Source organism: Staphylococcus carnosus (assembly GCF_900458435.1).
GTDB lineage: Bacteria > Bacillota > Bacilli > Staphylococcales > Staphylococcaceae > Staphylococcus > Staphylococcus carnosus.
On record NZ_UHCT01000001.1, the window covers coordinates 606,247 to 626,422 of the forward strand.

At 35.1% G+C, this 20,176-nt stretch carries 15 protein-coding genes and 1 pseudogene; 12 read left to right on the top strand and 4 right to left on the bottom strand.

Annotated features, from left to right (window positions below):
• The first annotated feature begins 53 nt into the window (after positions 1–53).
• From DYE31_RS02605 to DYE31_RS02615, 3 genes are all read left to right on the top strand, one after another.
• On the top strand, positions 54–1,415 hold the full coding sequence (locus DYE31_RS02605) for a gluconate:H+ symporter (RefSeq protein WP_015901190.1): 1,362 nt from the start codon (positions 54–56) through the stop codon (positions 1,413–1,415).
• A 74-nt stretch (positions 1,416–1,489) separates the two neighbouring features.
• Positions 1,490–2,311: a hypothetical protein gene (locus DYE31_RS02610; protein WP_015901189.1), complete on the top strand. Its 822-nt coding sequence runs from the start codon at positions 1,490–1,492 to the stop codon at positions 2,309–2,311.
• A gap of 63 nt (positions 2,312–2,374) precedes the next feature.
• Positions 2,375–3,607 (top strand): acetylornithine deacetylase, encoded by a 1,233-nt coding sequence (locus DYE31_RS02615; RefSeq protein WP_015901188.1) that lies wholly within the window; start codon positions 2,375–2,377, stop codon positions 3,605–3,607.
• 235 nt (positions 3,608–3,842) lie between these two features.
• On the opposite strand, the pseudogene DYE31_RS02620 reads toward DYE31_RS02615, so the two are convergent.
• Both DYE31_RS02620 and ppx read right to left on the bottom strand, forming a co-directional pair.
• Positions 3,843–5,901 (bottom strand): annotated as a pseudogene (locus DYE31_RS02620) (RNA degradosome polyphosphate kinase); the annotation flags it as partial.
• Positions 5,902–6,114: 213 nt separating this feature from the next.
• Positions 6,115–7,647 carry an exopolyphosphatase gene (gene ppx, locus DYE31_RS02625; RefSeq protein ID WP_041613139.1) on the bottom strand — a complete coding sequence of 511 codons (1,533 nt, stop codon included), beginning with the start codon at positions 7,645–7,647 and terminating at the stop codon, positions 6,115–6,117.
• Between the two features lie 342 nt (positions 7,648–7,989).
• On the opposite strand from ppx, the gene DYE31_RS02630 reads away from it, so the two are divergent.
• The 6 genes from DYE31_RS02630 to DYE31_RS02655 all read left to right on the top strand — a co-directional run bounded on the left by DYE31_RS02630 (position 7,990) and on the right by DYE31_RS02655 (position 13,260).
• Positions 7,990–8,454, top strand: a complete 465-nt coding sequence (locus DYE31_RS02630) for a DUF1307 domain-containing protein (RefSeq protein ID WP_015901185.1) — start codon at positions 7,990–7,992, stop codon at positions 8,452–8,454.
• Positions 8,455–8,650: 196 nt separating this feature from the next.
• A complete protein-coding gene (locus DYE31_RS02635; protein WP_015901184.1) occupies positions 8,651–9,436 on the top strand; it encodes a CPBP family intramembrane glutamic endopeptidase in 786 nt (261 codons plus the stop codon).
• Between the two features lie 138 nt (positions 9,437–9,574).
• Positions 9,575–10,321 (top strand): CPBP family intramembrane glutamic endopeptidase, encoded by a 747-nt coding sequence (locus tag DYE31_RS02640; RefSeq protein ID WP_015901183.1) that lies wholly within the window; start codon positions 9,575–9,577, stop codon positions 10,319–10,321.
• A gap of 122 nt (positions 10,322–10,443) precedes the next feature.
• Complete coding sequence (locus DYE31_RS02645; protein WP_015901182.1) at positions 10,444–11,115, top strand: ABC transporter ATP-binding protein; 672 nt, start codon at positions 10,444–10,446, stop codon at positions 11,113–11,115.
• On the top strand, positions 11,112–11,885 hold the full coding sequence (locus DYE31_RS02650; protein WP_015901181.1) for an ABC transporter permease: 774 nt from the start codon (positions 11,112–11,114) through the stop codon (positions 11,883–11,885). Before DYE31_RS02645 ends, DYE31_RS02650 begins: the two co-directional genes overlap by 4 nt.
• A gap of 181 nt (positions 11,886–12,066) precedes the next feature.
• Positions 12,067–13,260, top strand: a complete 1,194-nt coding sequence (locus tag DYE31_RS02655) for an MFS transporter (RefSeq protein WP_015901180.1) — start codon at positions 12,067–12,069, stop codon at positions 13,258–13,260.
• 48 nt (positions 13,261–13,308) lie between these two features.
• On the opposite strand, the gene DYE31_RS02660 is transcribed toward DYE31_RS02655, so the two are convergent.
• Together DYE31_RS02660 and DYE31_RS02665 are read right to left on the bottom strand one after the other, a co-directional pair.
• Positions 13,309–14,673 (bottom strand): carboxylesterase family protein, encoded by a 1,365-nt coding sequence (locus tag DYE31_RS02660; protein WP_015901179.1) that lies wholly within the window; start codon positions 14,671–14,673, stop codon positions 13,309–13,311.
• 105 nt (positions 14,674–14,778) lie between these two features.
• Positions 14,779–16,437, bottom strand: coding sequence for an APC family permease (locus tag DYE31_RS02665; protein ID WP_015901178.1), 1,659 nt, complete (start codon positions 16,435–16,437; stop codon positions 14,779–14,781).
• Between the two features lie 506 nt (positions 16,438–16,943).
• Here DYE31_RS02665 and DYE31_RS02670 point away from each other — a divergent pair.
• From DYE31_RS02670 to DYE31_RS02680, 3 genes are all read left to right on the top strand, one after another.
• Positions 16,944–17,540: a YdeI/OmpD-associated family protein gene (locus DYE31_RS02670; RefSeq protein ID WP_015901177.1), complete on the top strand. Its 597-nt coding sequence runs from the start codon at positions 16,944–16,946 to the stop codon at positions 17,538–17,540.
• Positions 17,541–18,279: 739 nt separating this feature from the next.
• On the top strand, positions 18,280–19,533 hold the full coding sequence (locus DYE31_RS02675) for an ABC transporter ATP-binding protein (RefSeq protein ID WP_015901176.1): 1,254 nt from the start codon (positions 18,280–18,282) through the stop codon (positions 19,531–19,533).
• Entirely contained in the window at positions 19,533–20,168 is a 636-nt protein-coding gene (locus tag DYE31_RS02680) for an ABC transporter permease (RefSeq protein WP_015901175.1), read from the top strand. Before DYE31_RS02675 ends, DYE31_RS02680 begins: the two co-directional genes overlap by 1 nt.
• Positions 20,169–20,176 lie beyond the last annotated feature (8 nt).

A 20,176-nucleotide genomic window follows, 5' to 3' on the forward strand; every position in this document is an offset into this window, starting at 1 on the left:
AATGTAAACGCTTCCTATATTTAGGCGCAGTCACATGAAAGTGAGGAAAAATTATGTTTGGAGAAATATGGCCACTGATTACAGTGGTAATTGGTATTTTAATCTTATTAGCATTGATTATATTATTGAAATTAAACACGTTTATTTCATTGATTATCACCTCAATGATTACCGCAATTTTACTTGGAATGCCATTAGATAAAGTTGTAGAAACCGTTGAAAAAGGAATGGGCAGTACACTTGGTCACATCGCGATTATCTTCGGTTTAGGTGCAATCTTAGGTAAGTTGCTTTCAGATGGCGGCGGTGCGACACGTATCGCGGATACATTGATTAATAAATTCGGAGAAAAAAATGTGCAATGGGCTATGGTTATTGCAGCATTTGTGATTGGTATCGCGTTATTCTTCGAAGTAGGACTAGTATTATTAATTCCACTTGTATTTACACTCGCAAAACGTACGAAAGTATCACCACTTAAAATCGGTTTGCCGATGATTACAGCATTATCTGTAACCCACGGTTTCCTACCGCCGCATCCTGGTCCGGTAGTAATCGCTAAAGAGTTACATGCTAATTTAGGTCAAGTATTACTGTTTGGTATCATTATCGCAATTCCAGTTACGATTATTGCTGGTCCATTATTTGGTAGAATTGCCCCGAAATTAACACCAACAGCTTATACACGTGAAGGTGATATTTCTTCATTAGGTGCACAAAGAGAATTTAAACCTTTTGAAATGCCAAGTTTTGGAATCAGTGTTTTAACAGCAACATTGCCTGTTATTTTAATGTTGATTGCGACAATTGTACAACTCGCAACAGGTTCAGTTGACGGCGGAAAAAATATTATTGAAAAAATAATTTACTTCATCGGAACGGCAGATACAGCTATGTTAATTGCAGTATTATTTGCAATGTTTACAATGGGTGTTAAACAAGGACGTAAAAACAAAGAAATTATGACTTCAGTTACAGAAGCAATCTATCCAATCGGTATGATGATCTTGATTATCGGTGGCGGCGGTACTTTTAAACAAGTACTTATCGACGGCGGTGTTGGTGATACGATTGCTAAAATGTTCGAAGGTTCTACAATGTCTCCAATCTTACTTGCGTGGATTGTAGCAGCAGTATTAAGATTAGCACTTGGTTCTGCAACTGTTGCAGCGATTTCTACAACAGGTATTGTATTACCATTACTTCAAGCAAGTGATGTGAATGTAGCGCTTGTAGTACTTGCTATCGGTGCAGGTAGTGTTATTTGTTCTCATGTTAATGATGCAGGTTTCTGGATGTTCAAAGAATACTTTGGTTTAACGGTCAAAGAAACATTTTTAACTTGGTCACTTTTAGAAACTGTCATTTCAGTTTCAGGTATTATCTTTATTCTATTTATCAGTTTATTTGTTTAAACTCAGTTTTCGGCAGCTACGGCTGCCGATTTTTTTGTTATAGTGAAGGTACTAGGAAGAAAGGTGGCAGACAGATGACAAAAACTGTTTTAACTGAAGGTGTTTCTCAGATTGCGCAAACCATTATACAATCATTTTCAGAAGCAGAAAAATCATTAACAGTATTGGTGGATGCTTCAATGCAGCCAACTATTTCGCTTCCTCATATTACGTATCAACCTATTGATTGGATGGATGCAGAGGAGTGGAAATATCAACTTAGAGATACGGATAATATTATTTTTAACGTGCATACTAAAATGTTCAATAGCAGTTTATGGCATGGTCGGCGTTCAGATTTAAGACGTTTAATAAGTAAGTTTGTAAATCTCTGTCACTCTGCCGATATCATAGAATTGAAAATGAAAAAAGAGAAACCGGTATTTGAAAATGCAACCTATTATGAACTTCCAAAATCCTATTTTTATAGTAATTGCAACGTTCACACAGAAGCTGCTTCTTCATTGCAATCGATGAACGTAGAGTCTCAAGATTCAGTTTCTAAATTGCTGGTTGATTATGCAAAATATTTACAAAAGGTGACATTAGGTTTAATAGAAGTACGTGGTTTACCGCAAAACTATAATATCTATGCAAAAGGGTTAAAACGTCCGCTAATTGCGATGCAGCCAGAATCAATGGATATTATAGATGGGATAAGATTGCGTATTTTACCTGAGGGTCTATTATCTAAAAAGGTATCTCATTCTTTAATGTCATTCTTCTTTATAAAAATAAGCCGAACGGAACTGCAAACTTTTCTTTACCGTTTTGAGTCATCATTACCATGGTGGTTATACATGGGGACTCAAGCATTGATTCATGATATTGTAATGGCTGGTTTTAAAAGAGGGTAAAGCAAGTACATAACATAGAAATTCAAAGCATATTACTTTTTAGAAAGAGAGGGAATTAGTGGTATGAATGCGCGTCATTTTGATTTGTTGAAGTTATTAGTGGAGTATAATACAGAAAGCCCTCCTGCACGTAATACTGATCCGTTACAAGATGAGATTCAAGCTTTTTTGGAAGATAATGGATTCGAAGTAAAACGCCGTAAAATGTATGATAACGACAGTATTGTAGTCGGTGTTTTAAAGGGAAAAGACCCAAAAGCACCTAAACTGATTTTAAATGGACATGTTGATGTCGCAAATGTAGAAGATACAAAGCATTGGACATATGAACCGTTTGAGTTAACTGAAGTTGATGATTGGCTATATGGACGCGGCGTGAGTGATATGAAAGGCGGCGTTGCATCACTTTTTTATGTGTTGGAACGTTTGAACCTTGAGGGCATTCATCCTGAAGGAGATATCATAGTGCAATCTGTAGTAGGCGAAGAAGTTGGTGAAGCAGGTACAAAGTATGCTTGTGAAATGAGCCCTAAAGCAGATTTGGCACTAGTGATGGATACAAGTGATAATCAAGCACTTGGCCAAGGTGGTGTCATCACTGGATGGATTACGGTGCAAAGTAAAGAAACTGTACATGACGGTGCACGCACTCAAATGGTACATGCAGGCGGAGGTTTGTATGGTGCAAGTGCTATTGAAAAGATGGCCAAAATTATTACGGCATTGAAAGAACTGGAACAGCACTGGGCTGTGATGAAATCTTATCCTGATATGCCTTCTGGTGCCAATACAATTAACCCGGCAGTGATTGAAGGCGGACGTAACCCAGCTTTCATTGCAGATAAATGCCGTTTATGGGTGACGGTGCATTTCTTACCGAATGAGGATTATCATGAAGTCGTGACGGAGATTGAGGATTATTTAAATCGGGTGGCTGCAGCGGATGTCTGGTTACGTAATAATCCATTGCAATTTGAATGGGGCGGTACTTCAATGATAGAAGATCAAGGTGAAGTCTTCCCAAGTTTTACATTACCGCTTGAGCATCCTGGCTATGCAATGTTAGAAAAAGCACATGAAGCGGTTCATAAAGAACCATTAGTTTCTGGTATGACAACAACTGTAACAGATGGCGGTTGGTTAGCTGATTTTGGTATACCTACTATTTTATATGGACCCGGAAGTTTAACAGAAGCACATAGTGTGGATGAAAAAGTAGAGAAGGAAGAGTTGGCTCAATATAGTGAAGTCCTTTATGACTTCTTGAAAAATTGGTATAAGAATCCCGAAAAATAATAAATAGAATATAAAAACAAGAAGCTGACCTAATATCTGGGGTTAGCTTCTTTAATGTTTAAAAATAAAAACACCGACCTGATTTAACAAGTCGGTGAATAGTAACATTAAATATTATCTTAGCGATTGCTGTTAAATGAATTTTTTAAACGTGAAATCCAACCTCGTCTTGGACGTGACGGTTTTTGTGGACGATTTTCAATAACAGGTGTTTCGTGTTTTATAGATTTTGCACGTTCAATGGCTTCATGCATCATATAGAGTTGTGAATTCAACGGCAATTGATTATTGTTCACATAATGATAAACACCGTTTTTGTCTTGATAACGTCCTTTTTGATTATCAGAGAGTTGTAAATTCAAGAATTTCAACAAGCGTTCTCTAATTTTTTGATTATGCACAGGGAATAAGATTTCTACACGTTTAATCATGTTACGTGTCATTGCATCCGCAGATGATAGATAGATTTTTTCATCGCCATTATTATGGAAATAATAAATACGTGAATGTTCTAAGAAACGACCTACAATGCTGACTACTTCTATATTCTCACTTACGCCAGGAATACCTGGTTTCAAGCAGCAGATACCACGAATAACAAGTTGAATCTTAACGCCTGCTTGTGAAGCTTCAAATAATTTCTTGATAATCGTTTTATCTGTTAAAGAGTTCATTTTCATAATGATATGACCATTACCATGCTCTTTGTGATTTTGAATTTCAGTATCGATACGTTCTACGAATACGTCACGAATATCAAATGGTGCCACAATCAATTCATTATAATGAGGTTTTAATGAATAACCGCTAAGGTAGTTGAAGAAGTTGATTGCATCTTCAGCAATACCTTTATCAGTAGTGATAATACCCATATCTGTGTATATTTCAGCTGTTTTGTCATTATAGTTACCTGTACCTAAATGTACGAATGGAACTAATTGACCTTTTAATCGCTTAACAACTAAAGTGATTTTACTGTGTGTTTTTAAGTGTGTCATACCATAGATAACGTGACATCCGGCATCTTCCAGCATACGTGCCCAGTGTACGTTGTTTTCTTCATCAAAACGCGCTTTCAATTCTACAAGTACTGTGACTTGTTTGCCTTTTTCAGCAGCATTTTTCAAACTCTTGATGATAGGGGAATCTTTACTTACTCGATATAACGTTTGTTTGATTGCGATTGTATTCGGGTCTTCAGCAGCTTCGCGAATAAAGTCTACAATTGGTTCAAATGATTCATATGGGTGATGGAAAAAGATATCACGTTTTAATGCTAAATCAAAAATATTATTATAACCAAGTGAAGCAGGGACTTGCGGTGTATAAGGGTCATAACGCAAGTTACTTAATTCTGGTGTTAATCGACCAACTAAGCCGAATAGCATTGTTAAATCTAAAGGACCGTCTACAAAATAAACGTCATTATCATGAATTTCTAATTGTTCTTTCAACTCTTGAATATCGGCTTCATTTGCATTACGTGCATCAACTTCAAGGCGCACAGCTGAACCACTTTTACGCATTTTTAAGAAACGTTCAATTTCAATTAATAAGTCCTCAGCGCCATCTTCATGGATTGTCAAATCAGCATTTCTAGTGATTCTGAATGTAAATGTGTTACGAATATCGTAACCTTGGAAAAGATATTCGATAAAGTAATCAATTACATCTTCTACCATTAAGACATATTGCTTTCCGTCCTGCTTCATAATCATAAAACGATCAATCAACGATGGAATTTGTACAATAGCAGTATTAATAGAATCATCTGTATCTAATTCAACGAAGATGTTTAAACTTTTATTAACCAATTTAGGGAAAGGATGGTACGCATCAATGCCGAGTGGTGTAAGAGTCGGCAAAATGTTGTCTCTGAATTCACGTTCTAATTGTTCTTGTAACGCTTCATCTAAATTTTCAGGTTTTGTTGTGATGACATCATATTCTTGTAAATCTTTTGTAAGTTCGTTATAACGTTCATATTGTAAATCTACTAAGTTTGCGTTTTTCTTTTTAATGGCGTCTAATTGTTCTTTTGGCGTCATTTGAGATTTATTTTCCGGTTTATTAAAGTTCATTTTAACTTGGTCTTGCAAACCGGCAACACGAACGATGAAAAATTCATCTAAATTAGATGCGAAAATCGCAATGAAATTTAATTGTTCCAATAAAGGATTTGTTTTGTCACTAGCTTCTTGTAATACACGATAGTTGAAATCGAGCCAGCTTAACTCTCGATTGTTATAGTATTCTGGTTTGTTGATGTCTTTTTCGACGACTTGATTTTGCATAATGGCCACCCCACGGTAAATAAATAGACTGTTTGTATATTAATTTAAAGAAAATTAAATGATAATTATCGTTGTTGTATGTTCTAAGATGTTAATTGTTTAAAATTTAATAGTTCGACGGATGATGAAATACAATTTAATGTAAAAACGAAATGTTTGTGCTTATGTTCAATTTTTTTCATATACATCCATTAGTACATTAACATAGAAATGTTAAGATTTTGTAAAGTTAATGGATACTTTTGATTTTAAAACTTTCTCTAAATGTTTCTTTTGTCGATTCGCTTGATATTCTTCAGCAATTGGATTGCCTGTATGATATGCATTGAGAATATAGTTATCTTTATCTTTCTTTTCAAGTTCAACGCGTTTAACAGGATTTGTATGGGAAACATTTAAAGCATCAATAAATTTAATGATACCGCCTAATGATTGTAAATCGCTTAGTTCATCACTATCGAGCCAGCCAGTTTCATTATTGTAGAATTTTAATAATGTTTTATTTTTAAAGCTTGCCATCATTGCGAGCTTAACACGGTCGTGATGATTAAAACCGTCAATCATTGAATTGGAAATGATGTAATAAGTATGTTGAGATCCTGAATCTGAATCAATAAATCGTCCTAAATAATAAACATAGGCAGCTTGTTCAAATAGTCGTTTTTCCTTATCTGATAATGCAATTTTATCTATTGCTGTCAGTTGTTCGAGCAAGTCGCGTGCAAGTACAACGCGCTGTTGTGCACCACTTTGTTCATGTTTATAGGCATTTGATAATTGGAAAAGTGCACGATCTTGAACATTGAAACGATCAAAGGCATCTGGATACTTTTCATTTAGATGGTGCATCACATAACCTTCACGCAAACCTTTTCTAGAAAACGTAAATTGTGTTGCTTCCACTTGCTTGAATAATGCTTTGAAGACAGCAACAGCAGGTAAAATAATATCAACACGATCTCGGCTTAACCCATCCAAATTAGTTAATTCATCACGAGAACTGTCTTTGATAAGATTGAATACTTGGTCTAAGTCTTTTCCTGTCATTGAATAGCAATGTACGCCGCCAATAGGATAAGATACTTCAGATTGATGAATTCGAGCAGTATTACGTGCAGAACCGCCTACGCCGACTAATGCTACTTCTTGATTATTAATCCAACTCAATGAACTGAATTCTTTCTCCAAGAATTTCTGCATTTTTTTAATAGCATCCTTATCATCATGCGCCGCATCCCCAAAAAATTTACGTGTTAATGTAACAACACCAAATGGGAAGCTGTGTGAATGGATAAGTTCTTTATCTTTAAATAATGTAACTTCAGTAGATCCGCCGCCAATATCTACAGATAATCCATTTTCGATATCAGTAGAGTTGATGATGGCATAAAAACCATAGAAAGCTTCATCTAATTCAGGTACTATTGAGATTTTAATACCCAGTTTTTTCTTAGTTTGTTTTAAAATATCATCACGGTTTTTCGATTGACGAATTGCCGCAGTTGCAATTGGATGCAGTTCATCTACTTTATATGCATCCGCTACTTTTTTAAAACTCTCTAAGGAATCAATTAATACATCAATTCCTTCTTGATTCATAGTCAAATCATCTTCTAAATATTGACTAAGTCGTGCTGGTGTTTTAATATTTTGTATTTCTGAAAGACCTGTTTCTTTATCATATTCAAAGACAACAAGTCTGATGGTGTTGGAACCGATGTCAATTAAACCAATGCGTTTCATAATAACCCCCTCAGATTGCTTGGAAGGAGCTAGCATGCGATTGAAAAATTTCTTTGCCGGAAATATCATAGTTTTCTAACTCCTTCTTTGGAAAAATGTAATCGCTTAATGCCTTGTGCGACAAGAGGAAATCACATCTTTACTTCACTTTAATTTTATCACAAAGTGCAAGTTTGCACATTATTTGTATAGACTAAAATTAGACATTAATGCACTTTTTACTGAGAAAAATAATTGGTTGATTTTAAAAATTGAGATATAAATAGTGAGGTTATAAAAGTTTATTTACATCAATGATGATATAATACATGTATATAATTAAAATTGAGAAAGAGGTTAGCGGACATGAAGCGAAGCATCCTTGCAATAGCAATGTTGATAGCTGGTATTTTCTTACTGGCAGCGTGCGATAAAGAACAATCGAAAACCTATGAAGGAGACCTTCAAGGAGCAGAAGTTATTACTACACTCACTTATAAAGGTGATAAAGTAATTAAACAATCAAGTATCATGACAATAGATTACGATACGAATGGCGTTTCCAAATCAGATGCTAAGAAAATTTTAAACAAACAAGAAAAGATATTTAAAGGCGTTGAAGGTGTTACTTATAAAAAAGAAATTAAAAAAGACAAAGCGATTCAAAAAGTGGATATTGATTATGAAACTGGCAATGTGAAAAAAATGACTAAAAAATTAGGTATTACCGGTCCGGCAAAAGGCGAAGATTATGTCAATGTGAAAGATGTAGAACGTGCAATGAAAAAAGCTGGATTTGAGGAAAAGAAACCGTTGAAAGACAATGATTAATAAAATATTAAAACTGCAGTAAATTATTGGAAAATGATATTCTGCAGTTTTTTTAATCGTTTTTTAAAGCATCATAACAGACTGTTAATATTGTACTTTTGTTTATATGGTATAATTTGACTTCGAAGTATACATAAGTATGATTATTTCTCTGAAACGAAAAAATTCATGCTCATTTGATAATAGAGGTGAAAACATGTCGGATCAATTTACAAATAAAGAACATATAAAGCAGCCGTTGTCTAACGATCCATTTGACTCAACTAAAATCATGAAGCGAGATTTTTGGCTGATACCGCTGTATATTGTTCTTTTAAATATCGTGCCGTTCTTATTAATTTTACCGGTATGGATGTATGAATCATCTATACATTCTCATATTTCTAAAACGACACAATCTTTTATTTTGACAATTGGTACTGTTTTAGGCGAACTGATTTTATTATTTATATTCTATTTAATGCATCGTAAGTATCTTATTCCACTTGCTCTTAAAAGGTTCTCGCAAGCAAAGAAATACATATTGATAGTTATTTTGGCTTATATTTCAATGATGGTAGTAACAGCTGGTTACGATGCGTTAATGAGATTATTGCCAAAAGCTTACCAATTTACCGAGACACAAAACCAGATGCTTATATTAAAAATGTTTGATAATCCAATGGCTTGGCCAGTTTTATTTATAGATATTGTGATATTAACACCATTTGTGGAAGAATTGCTTTTTCGTCATCTTATTATTCATGAACTTGGTAAAAAGATTGGTTTTATTACAGGTGCAGTAATTTCAGCGTTAGTCTTTGCTTTTGTACACGTGATGAGTGCCCATTCACCATTTGAATATGGGGTATATCTCATCATGGCAATTGCATTAGTCTATGTTTATATGAAATCAGGTGAAAACTTAGCGGTCTCTATCTCGCTGCATATGCTGATTAATTTAATAGGGTTCATTTCGATTATAGTTCAATATCTTAATTAAAAAATAACTGCTGATATCTAAATTAGAGGTGTCAGCAGTCTTGTTTTTGGGTATTATAAAGTTTCGCAACACAAAATTAAAAAACAATAATATTACCTATGGTATAATTATTGAAATTTACATCAAGAGGTGAACATCATGATAAATAACCCATTCGATTCTCCGAAAGTCATGAAACGAGACTTTGGGCTGATTCCATTGTATTTTCTATTGCTTAACGTTGGCCAAATTATTGTATTGGGCATTGGCCTGATTGTCATAGAAACATTCCACATGAAAATTCCACATAACGGTAATGCAATTGCGAGCAGTTTTGGCGACATTATTAGTTTTTCGTTGTTATTTTATATTTTTTATAAGATGCACCAACACTATATCATTCCGATTGTCCTTGAACGGATTAAGCAAGCGAAAGCCTATATCTGGCTCGTTATTATTACCTATATAGTCTACTTGATTGTAGATCACGCTTACTCCTATGCTTTGCAATTTTTGCCGAAACACTATCAATTCGAAGAATCACAAAATCAAACAATGATTATTGAACAATTTAATACACCATGGTTGTGGCCAGTACTCTTTTTAACTACTGGGATACTGGAACCGATTGCCGAAGAATTAATTTTTCGTCATGTATTGATACATGAATTGGGTAAGAAGATTACCTATATCGGAGCAGCTATTTTATCAACACTGTTTTTTGCGGTGTTACACTTGCATGCGGGTTCGTCGCCTTTTGAATTTATTCCTTATTTATATGCCGGTTTCTTTATAGTATTTGTCTACTTTAAGTCAGGGAAAAATTTAGTGGTCTCCAGCATGCTGCATATTCTCAACAATAGTGTAGTTGTATTAACTATCATCTATCAACAACTGTTTCATTAAACTGATGTGCTCTAAATTGTCATATTTTTCAAAATCTAAATATGTTAAATTGGATAGGAAAGGGAATAGATAGGTATTGTGTTAATACACTTTTCCAATGTACTAGAAAAGGGGCAGAAACGATGACTACTATATTAGAATTAAAAGACGTCTGCTATAAAGTAGATAAACGTCTGATTATTGACCACATTGATTTAACAGTTAAAGATGGTGAAAAAATAGCTGTGGTGGGACCATCTGGAAGCGGTAAAAGCACACTCTTTCATTTATTAAATAATTTAATCAGTCCGACTGATGGAGAATTATTTTATAAAGGAAAAGCTTATAAAGACTACCAACCAGAATCGTTGCGCCGACAAATCAGTTATATGCCGCAATCAACAGAATTATTCGATACGACAATAGGTGAAAACCTAGCATTTCCCGCACTGGCTCGAAATGACAAATTTGATTCAGCACGTGCTAAGAAATTATTAGCTAGTTTCGGATTAGGTGATTATAAGCTTGATACGAATGTAGAATTTTTATCAGGGGGAGAGCGCCAACGTATTTGTCTGGCTCGTCAATTGATGTACATACCAGATGTTCTGCTTCTGGATGAAGCAACGAGTGCACTGGATGCAGACAACACGGAAAAAGCAGAAGATGCGATTTTCAGCTTAGCCAAAGATGAAGGCGTTTCGGTAATGTGGATTACACATAGTTATGACCAAAGCATGTCCAACTTTGATCGCCGTATTGATATTGTCGATGGCAAAATTAATAAGGATAATAAGGGGGACATTGATGTATGAGTACAACAGCTCTATGTATTTCGGCAATGCTCTTGATTATTCCAATCGCCATCTCTATTAAAGAGAAATTGCATATTGCTAAAGAATTAATTGTTGCTTCAATCAGAGCAGTCATTCAATTAGTGATTCTTGGTTTTATATTACATTTTATTTTTGACTTGAATTCACCATGGATATTAATTCTTTTCGTGTTAGTGATTATAGTTAACGCATCTTGGAATACAATCGGCCGTGCTTCTAAAATCATGCACAATGTATTCTGGATTTCTTTCATAGCAATATTCATAGGTACTGCATTGCCATTAATTGTTATTGTGGCAGCAGGAGCAATCAAGTTTACAGGGAATGAATTAATTCCAATCGCAGGTATGCTGGCAAATAATGGTTTAATCGCTATCAACTTAGCATATCAAAACTTAGACCGTTCATTTGTAAGAGAGTACGGTACAATCGAATGCAAGCTTTCATTAGGGGCTTCACCGAAACTTGCTTCAAAATCAGCTGTTCAAGAAAGCATTAAACTCGCTATTGTGCCAACAATCGATTCAGTTAAAACATATGGTTTAGTTTCTATTCCAGGTATGATGTCAGGATTGATTATCAGTGGTGTGGATCCGCTTCAAGCCATCAAATTCCAATTGCTTGTTGTTTTCATCCATACAACTGCAACAATCATGTCAGCATTAATCGCAACATATTTAAGTTACAAACAATTCTTTAACAATCGCGACCAATTAATCGGCAGCATGTTAGATGAAAATGAAGAATAAATACATTAAAATACTGGGATTCGGAAATGCAGGATAGTTTATTCTGCATCCCGTTTTCCCAGTTTTTCTATGTTTGAAAACAAATGAATTATGATACACACCTTACATTCTTTGCAAATTTCAATTATAATAGATAGGTTGAATTTACAAAATAATATTAAAATGAAAGGAGTGAAAGGCCATGTCATTCATGCGTATTGTAACCTTTATTATCAGCGTCTTTATTGTTGGAATGGTGGAAATGATGGTTGCTGGAATTATGAATTTAATGAGCCATGATTTGCATGTTTCTGAAGCATGGATTGGTCAATTGGTAACATTATATGCTGTGACTTTTGCAGTATGCGGACCGATATTAGTTAAAATAACGAATCGATTTAATGCCAAATCAGTTTTGTTATGGACGATTGTAGTGTTTGTGTTAGGTAATGCTATGATTGTGGTGTCACCGAATTTTGCAACTTTAATAATCGGACGAATTATTTCATCTGCAGCAGCTGCATTAATTATTGTGAAAGTATTAGCGTTGACTGCGATGCTGACTGCACCTGAACATAGAGGGAAAATGATTGGAATTGTTTATTCAGGATTCAGCGGTGCTAATGTATTAGGTGTACCAATCGGAACAATACTCGGCGGTTGGTTAGGTTGGCGTGCTACCTTCGTATTCATCATTGTCATTAGTGTATTAGCAGCCGGCTTAATGATAAGATACTTGCCAACTCCATCAGAACTCTCATTTGTCTCAGAAGGGCAAGAGAACGGACAGACGCCGCAATCTAAAATTTTGAATCGCAAAGAAGTGATGAAGTATTTAACAATAACTTTCTTATTTCTTACAGCGAACTCCATTACATTCGTATATATTAATCCATTAATGCTGTCTAATGGACACGACTTGAAATTTGTATCATTTGTATTATTAATTAATGGTATTGCAGGGACATTAGGAACATCAATGGGTGGTTTCTTGGCTGATAAATGGTCAAGTAAAACTTGGCTTTTAACAGCGACAATAACATTTTCTGTCGCATTAGCAGTCATTAACTTTTTCTTGTCTGCATCTTGGATGCTTATCATTATCATCTTTATTTGGAATATAATGCAATGGAGCACTAATCCTGCTGTACAAAGCGGCATTATTGAACATGTTCAAGGAGATGCAAGTCAAGTACTGAGCTGGAATATGTCCAGCTTGAATGCAGGAATTGCTGCAGGCGGTATGATCGGTGGTTTGATTGTGTCGCATATCGGAATTAATGCTGTAACATATAGTTCAAGCATACTTGGATTTATCATCTTTATCATTATCTTATTCTTGAAAAAAGTACGACATACACCAGCAAAAAGTGCTGTGAATACTAAAAGCGCTTAATCCTTAGAGATTGAGCGCTTTTTTTTACGTCTATTTATAGAGGGATAGTTATTTAAAAATGTGGGGTGAAGCATCATATTGAGTATAAGGTTTCCAACTGCATTCACCGTTTCTTATAAATTTGCCTACGGTTTCTTGCATCTCATTTTCTAGTTCAAGCGTTTCTCCATCACCAGGTGCACTATGTGCTGATAAAATATCGAGATGCCCGAGCCAGAAAATAACGTCAAGAATATGGTAGGGCGATTTGAAATCTTTAGATGAAAGATTAGACCAATCAAAGCGATATAGCCATTTATTTGAACCAGGATAGTGATTCAGCCAATCGAGCAAGGGTTGTTTAAAATAATATTCTGTAATTGCTGCGGCTTGTCCATCATGCTTTTTGATATTGAACAGTTGTGTATCAATATTGATATCATTGAATTCTGCAACTTCCATAAAACGTTTAGGTTTAAGTTTATGAAATCTGCCGCGAATATAAATATCACCTTCACGAGCCGTATAGCCTGCTAAAACAGGTTTATCACCAAGAATTCTTTCTGACATCGTGTCAGGGTTGAAAATAGGACGATAGAAAAGTTCAAGTCCTTTCGAAGGTTTGCGATCTTCCAAATCTTTATCCATTATTTTCATCATTTGAGGCCTCGTTAAAGTTTCAAATGATTGATTATATTGCAGCATCGACATTATTTTGAAACGATAGGCATTGACTCTGCTGTTATCAATTGAATCAAAATTGAGAGTACCGCTGCTTAAAATAACTTTGTGGAAAAGGTGTTCAGCTTCATTGAGATGCATCAAAGCTTGAATACTCATCGCACCTGCAGATTGTCCCATTAAAGTCACATTATCTTTATCACCGTCAAAATCCGGGATAAAGTATTGTACCCATTTAAGTACAGTAAGCTGATCAGAAAGTCCGCAGTTCATATCATAATCTTCGTTAAGTAAGTGCCAGTTTGTATAACCTAATGCGCCAAGACGATAATTAAATGTAATTACAATAGCATGTGCAGTTTCAGCAAGGTGCTGCGGTTGATATAGCTCAGCAGAGCCATGACCATTAAGGAATCCGCCGCCATAAAACCAGATGATGACTGGAAGTGTTTCACTGTGTTCAGCAGATATCGGTTTGTAGATATTTAAATAAAGACAGTCTTCGTTTTGTTCGAAATCTTGGTTATGTGTAGAAAAGAAAGTTTCAAGTTTATTGTAAGGTTGAAGAGGAATGGGGCCGAATGAAGTTGCATCTAAGTTGTTGTTATCCCATTGTGTTTTTAATTTTGCATGTTTGAAGCGGTTTGTTTCAATAGGCGGTTCAGCATAAGGAATACCGTAATATATTTCTAATCGATCTTGTGCTGTTCCTTTAACAGTTCCAGCAACAGTTTCACGTATAATCGTATCCATATTGTTCATCCCCTTTTGATTTAACTATAGTCTACCGTTCTTTGAGACACAAATTTTTTCAATAAAAATAAGACGAGATTGGAATCCCGCCTTATGTACTATTTCTTATTTTGTTTCAACGGCTTGATTTGAATCGTCTGATTCATTATTCAAACGGTCTGTCATGTCTTTGTTCATTTTTGTGTTGATACGTTTAGCACGTTTGAAGTAAATGCTTTCAAAGTAGCTTGTTGTACCAAGTTTGTAAAAGGCTAAAGCTACAATCGTAATCACAAGGAAGTCATATGGATAATGTATGAAGTTCATACCTTTGAACTCTTTACTGCCGATAAAGGATAGCAATGCTAATACTAATAAGTAAATAATAATCCATAAACTGCCGCCGATTTGTTTTTTCGTATTCTTCCAATTCATTTTATATTCGTAGAAGAAATAAATCGGCAATCCTAAGATGATAATCAAAATAACTTCAGCTGTTGTCGGCCACATTGCCCAGTAAATAGCTAAAGAGGCAAGTACAAATGAAAGTGGTGCCATGACTTTCAAAAGATTGGCTCTAAATGGACGATGCATGCTTGGTGCCATTTTACGTAATGCAATAACGGTTGTTGGACCAGTTAGATAGGCAACAAGTGTCGCTGTTGAAATAACACTGGCAAGTGTACCCCAAGAACGGAAAAGAGAGACCATGACCATACTGATAATTGCATTGAAAATAATAGCAACACGCGGGATATTATACGTTTCATTAATTTTCCCTAAGAATTTTGGAATATGACCATTTTTTTCCATCGCACGTAAAACACGACCTGTAACGGCTACGAAAGAAACACCTGTACCAAAAGGTGACACAACGGCTTCAATGTATAAAAGAATTGCTAACCAGTTCAGGTTTAAAAGAATTGCCATGTCAGCAAATGGTGAGTTGAATTGAATACCGCTCCATCCATGTTTTGAAAGCATTCCTTCAGGCATAGAACCAATGAAGACTACTTGCAGGATGACATATAATGTTGCTGCCAAAGATAAACTGATGACAATACCGCGCCCGATATTTTTTTCAGGACGTTGTATTTCAGAACCCATATTGATAATTGTTTGGAAAGCATTGAATGAGAAGATAATACCTGATGTTGTGGTAGCCGCAAAAATTGGCGCACTGCCATAAGGCATGAAACTCGTCAAACTATGTCCATAATTACCAGGGTGAAATCCTGAAATAACTAATAATATAATCGTTAAAGTCGGTACTCCTAATTTGAAGAAGGAGATTAAACTTGTGAATGAAGTTAATAATTTTACAGACCAGTAATTCAGTAAAGAGAAGATAATGATAATCGCAAATACAGCGAATAAACCTAATGTACTGATAGTGCCGTTATGCATTAATTTCCCCATGAATTTAGCCCAGTCCCAAGGCCATGAACTCATATATTGAACTGCTGAAACTGCTTCAATCGGAATGATTGTAACAAGTGATACCCAGTTAGCCCATGCAGCGATAAAGCCGAGTAGTGAGCCGTGTGTATATTGGGCGTAGTTGCTCATTCCGCCTGATTGCGGGAACATAGTCCCAATTTCAATATAGTTATACGCAATGGTCCCAATGACGATAAATCCGATAATCCAAGATATAATTGCCGCTGGACCTGCGACAGATGAAGCTTCCCAAGCCCCGAAGAGCCAACCAGAACCAATTAATGATCCAAGGCCCAACAAGACAAGTTGGGAGAGATTAATTTTACTGCTTTCTTTATTTTCCATCGAAAGTCTCCTATTATATACGAGCGAGAGATGTAGTAGATACGATTCTGCTCTTTGTAACTGTAAATTGTGAAACACAATTTTCTGATTTTTGTTAACTCATGGTAAAATATTATACAAGGTCGTCATTTCAAGTCAAATGCAATTTAATTTCTGTATTTTATGAGTTTTTATGTATGGATATACGCTATTTTAACTGACGATGAATATCGTAATGAATACGAAAAGTAATGATGCATGCCCAATATAAAGGGGATAATTGGTGTTTGATCGATTCATTTTGTTTATACATTTTTTTAGCTTGAGTTTTGTATTACAATTGAAATTGCAAAATGCTTTAAAGCAAGAAATCGCAAGTCATTGGGAAGCTTGATCAAAAATTTCAAAACAAATTTTAAAAGTTTCATTTTAAACTTTATGTGTAAATCACAAGTGTCGAAAAATGATATAATGTTTACGTAATGTGATATATTACAATTGTACAAAATAGGAAAAGGAGAATGGAGATGACTGAAGAAAGAACAAACCCAAAAGCAGAAGCATTTTTCCAAAGAGCAAAAGAATGGAAAGGTGAGTATGAAGCATTAAGAAAGATTATTATGGAAAATCCAGATTTAGTTGAAGAATATAAATGGATGAAACCATGTTATACATATGAAGGACATAATGTCGTCTTAATACATGGTTTTAAAGACTATTGTGCATTGCTGTTTCATAAAGGTGTTTTATTACCAGATCCTGAACACAAATTAATACAGCAAACTAAAAATGTACAAGCGGCACGTCAATTGCGTTTTACTTCTGTTGCACAAATAATAGAAGAGGCTGATATGATTCGTGACTATATTAAAGAGGCTGTAGCTGTTGAAAAAGCAGGTAAAAAAATAGAAATGAAACGTACGGAAGAATATGATATGCCAGAAGAATTGAAAGCAGCGTTAGAAGCAGACAAGAAATTAGATGAAGCATTTCATAACTTAACACCTGGACGCCAACGCCAATATATGTATACGATCGGACAAGCGAAACGTGCTTCTACGAGACAAAATCGTGTAGATAAATATAAACCGATGATTTTACAAGGCAAAGGATTAAATGATTGATTTTAAAAACCGCTTCGGCGGTTTTTTTGTTTGAAGATTTAATACTTGAACCACTGTAATAAATTAGCAGAAGCCAAAATCTCAATAAATTGCATAATCTGTTATTTATTAACAAATTAATTATATAAACGAATATTGTATAATTGGAAGCGCAATCATTACTCATAGTTAAAATAATGACTAAAAATGTATATTAACCCATTTTTGCAATTACCATAGTATATTTGTCTGAATATTTAAGTATGTACATTTAATTCGAAAAATCTGGCAATTATACGTCATTTGTCCTCTTATTTATGCTATAATAATTGAGTAATCTGCTAAAAGAGTAGGACACATATTCAATATAGGCTGTATTGAAATTTAAAATAGACAACAGAATGAGACTGTTGTTGTGTCATAATGATTTGAGAAAAGAACATTTGCCAAGAGACGAATGCGTCTTGTCGATAGTCTAACAGAAGTCATTTGCGACTTAGTTTTAGAGCTTATCCGTAAGTTAATTGAAACATAGCTGCAAATGCTTTTTTTATTGTATACGGAGAACGAGAAATAGGTTTATTTCAATTCAATATATGCAATTTACATTCAATAAACCTATGAATCGCAAACAATTCTACTGTAAAATCACGCCTTCTGTCAGAAAAAAACAACTGACCATTCAATACTTCAATTTTTACTTTTCCAATCCTCTGCTCTTAACTTTAAATTTAATTAGATATAGAAAGGAATTAAATGCATGCTTAGTATTAAGAATTTAACTAAGGTTTATTCGGGACATAAAAAAGCGGTAGATGACATTTCTATAGATGTGCAGTCTGGTGAGTTTGTTGCGTTTATCGGAACAAGTGGTAGTGGGAAAACTACTGCACTCAGAATGATCAACCGCATGATTGAAGCTACAAGCGGACAAATTACAATTGACGGTAAAGATGTCAGAAAGATGAATGCGGTGGAATTGCGCCGAAGTATCGGTTATGTGATTCAACAAATCGGTTTAATGCCGCACATGACGATTAAGGAAAATATCGTGCTGGTTCCTAAATTGTTGAAATGGTCTCAAGAGAAAAAGGATAAAAAAGCACGTGAATTAATTAAGTTGGTTGATTTACCTGAAGAATATTTAGATCGTTATCCATCTGAATTATCAGGTGGTCAGCAGCAGCGTATCGGTGTGGTACGTGCATTAGCAGCTGAACAAGATATCATTTTAATGGATGAACCATTCGGGGCATTGGATCCTATTACACGTGATACATTGCAAGACTTAGTCAAAGAGTTGCAGAAAAAGTTAGGCAAAACGTTTATTTTTGTTACACATGATATGGATGAAGCGATTAAATTAGCAGATAGAATTTGTATTATGTCAAATGGTAAAGTCGTACAATATGATACGCCTGACAACATTTTACGACACCCTGCAAATGATTTCGTTCGTGACTTTATTGGTCAGAACCGTTTGATTCAAGATCGTCCAAATATGCGTACTGTACAAGATGCAATGATTAAACCAATTACAGTAGGTGTGAATGAAACATTAAATACTGCTGTTGATATTATGCGTCGTCATCGTATTGATACGATTTTTGTAGTCAATAATCAAAATAAATTCCTCGGCTACATGGATATTGAAGATATCAACCAAGGATTACGCGGCGGCAAAGAATTGATTGATACGATGCAGCGTGATATTTATCGTGTGAATGTCAATTCTAAATTACAAGATACAGTCCGTACGATTTTGAAACGTAATGTGCGTAATGTACCAGTAGTCAACAATCAAGACACATTGGTAGGTTTAATCACACGTGCTAACCTCGTGGATATTGTATATGACAGTATTTGGGGTGAAGGTGCTGAAGAAGCACAGTACGAAGCTGAAAGAAATGAAGCGGAACAATCTAAACAACAAGAAAAAACATCTGCTGAAACAACAGTAAATGAAAATAATGCCAGTCATGACGACACGTCAGATTCAGGAGTTGAACGCTGATGAAAGCATTCTTAGAACAATACGGCGGTGAATTGCTGCAAAAAACGGGTGAACACTTTTATATTTCTATTGTTTCGCTTCTGATCGCCATTATTATTGCAGTACCGCTTGGAATTTTATTATCGAAGACAAAGAAATTAGCAAGTGTTGTATTGACAGTTGCAGGTGTCTTGCAAACGATTCCGACATTAGCAGTATTAGCGATTATGATTCCAATTTTCGGTGTAGGTAAGACACCGGCAATTATTGCATTGTTTATTTATGTATTACTACCTATCTTGAATAATACTGTCTTGGGTGTTCAAAATATCAATCCTGATATTCGCCAAGCAGGTATCAGTATGGGTATGACAAAACTGCAATTAATGAAAGATGTAGAGCTGCCGTTAGCCTTACCTTTAATTCTTGGCGGCATTCGCTTATCAAGTGTTTATGTCATCAGTTGGGCAACATTAGCCAGCTACGTCGGTGCAGGCGGTTTAGGTGACTTCGTCTTTAACGGTTTGAATTTATATGACCCATTGATGATTATCAGTGCAGCTGTGCTAGTTACAGCTTTGGCATTGATAGTAGATTACCTACTTCGTGTAGTTGAAAAATGGGCAGTACCAAAAGGTTTAAAAATATCTAGATAGGGAGGACA

Coding starts and splice junctions, on each gene's coding strand:
- DYE31_RS02605 (WP_015901190.1), top strand. CDS start 54: ATGTTTGGAGAAATATGGCCACTGATTACAGTGGTAATTGGTATTTTA.
- DYE31_RS02610 (WP_015901189.1), top strand. CDS start 1,490: ATGACAAAAACTGTTTTAACTGAAGGTGTTTCTCAGATTGCGCAAACC.
- DYE31_RS02650 (WP_015901181.1), top strand. CDS start 11,112: ATGAGTACAACAGCTCTATGTATTTCGGCAATGCTCTTGATTATTCCA.
- DYE31_RS02665 (WP_015901178.1), bottom strand. CDS start 16,437: ATGGAAAATAAAGAAAGCAGTAAAATTAATCTCTCCCAACTTGTCTTG.
- DYE31_RS02630 (WP_015901185.1), top strand. CDS start 7,990: ATGAAGCGAAGCATCCTTGCAATAGCAATGTTGATAGCTGGTATTTTC.
- DYE31_RS02675 (WP_015901176.1), top strand. CDS start 18,280: ATGCTTAGTATTAAGAATTTAACTAAGGTTTATTCGGGACATAAAAAA.
- DYE31_RS02640 (WP_015901183.1), top strand. CDS start 9,575: ATGATAAATAACCCATTCGATTCTCCGAAAGTCATGAAACGAGACTTT.
- DYE31_RS02635 (WP_015901184.1), top strand. CDS start 8,651: ATGTCGGATCAATTTACAAATAAAGAACATATAAAGCAGCCGTTGTCT.
- DYE31_RS02670 (WP_015901177.1), top strand. CDS start 16,944: ATGACTGAAGAAAGAACAAACCCAAAAGCAGAAGCATTTTTCCAAAGA.
- DYE31_RS02615 (WP_015901188.1), top strand. CDS start 2,375: ATGAATGCGCGTCATTTTGATTTGTTGAAGTTATTAGTGGAGTATAAT.
- DYE31_RS02645 (WP_015901182.1), top strand. CDS start 10,444: ATGACTACTATATTAGAATTAAAAGACGTCTGCTATAAAGTAGATAAA.
- DYE31_RS02655 (WP_015901180.1), top strand. CDS start 12,067: ATGTCATTCATGCGTATTGTAACCTTTATTATCAGCGTCTTTATTGTT.
- DYE31_RS02680 (WP_015901175.1), top strand. CDS start 19,533: ATGAAAGCATTCTTAGAACAATACGGCGGTGAATTGCTGCAAAAAACG.
- DYE31_RS02660 (WP_015901179.1), bottom strand. CDS start 14,673: ATGGATACGATTATACGTGAAACTGTTGCTGGAACTGTTAAAGGAACA.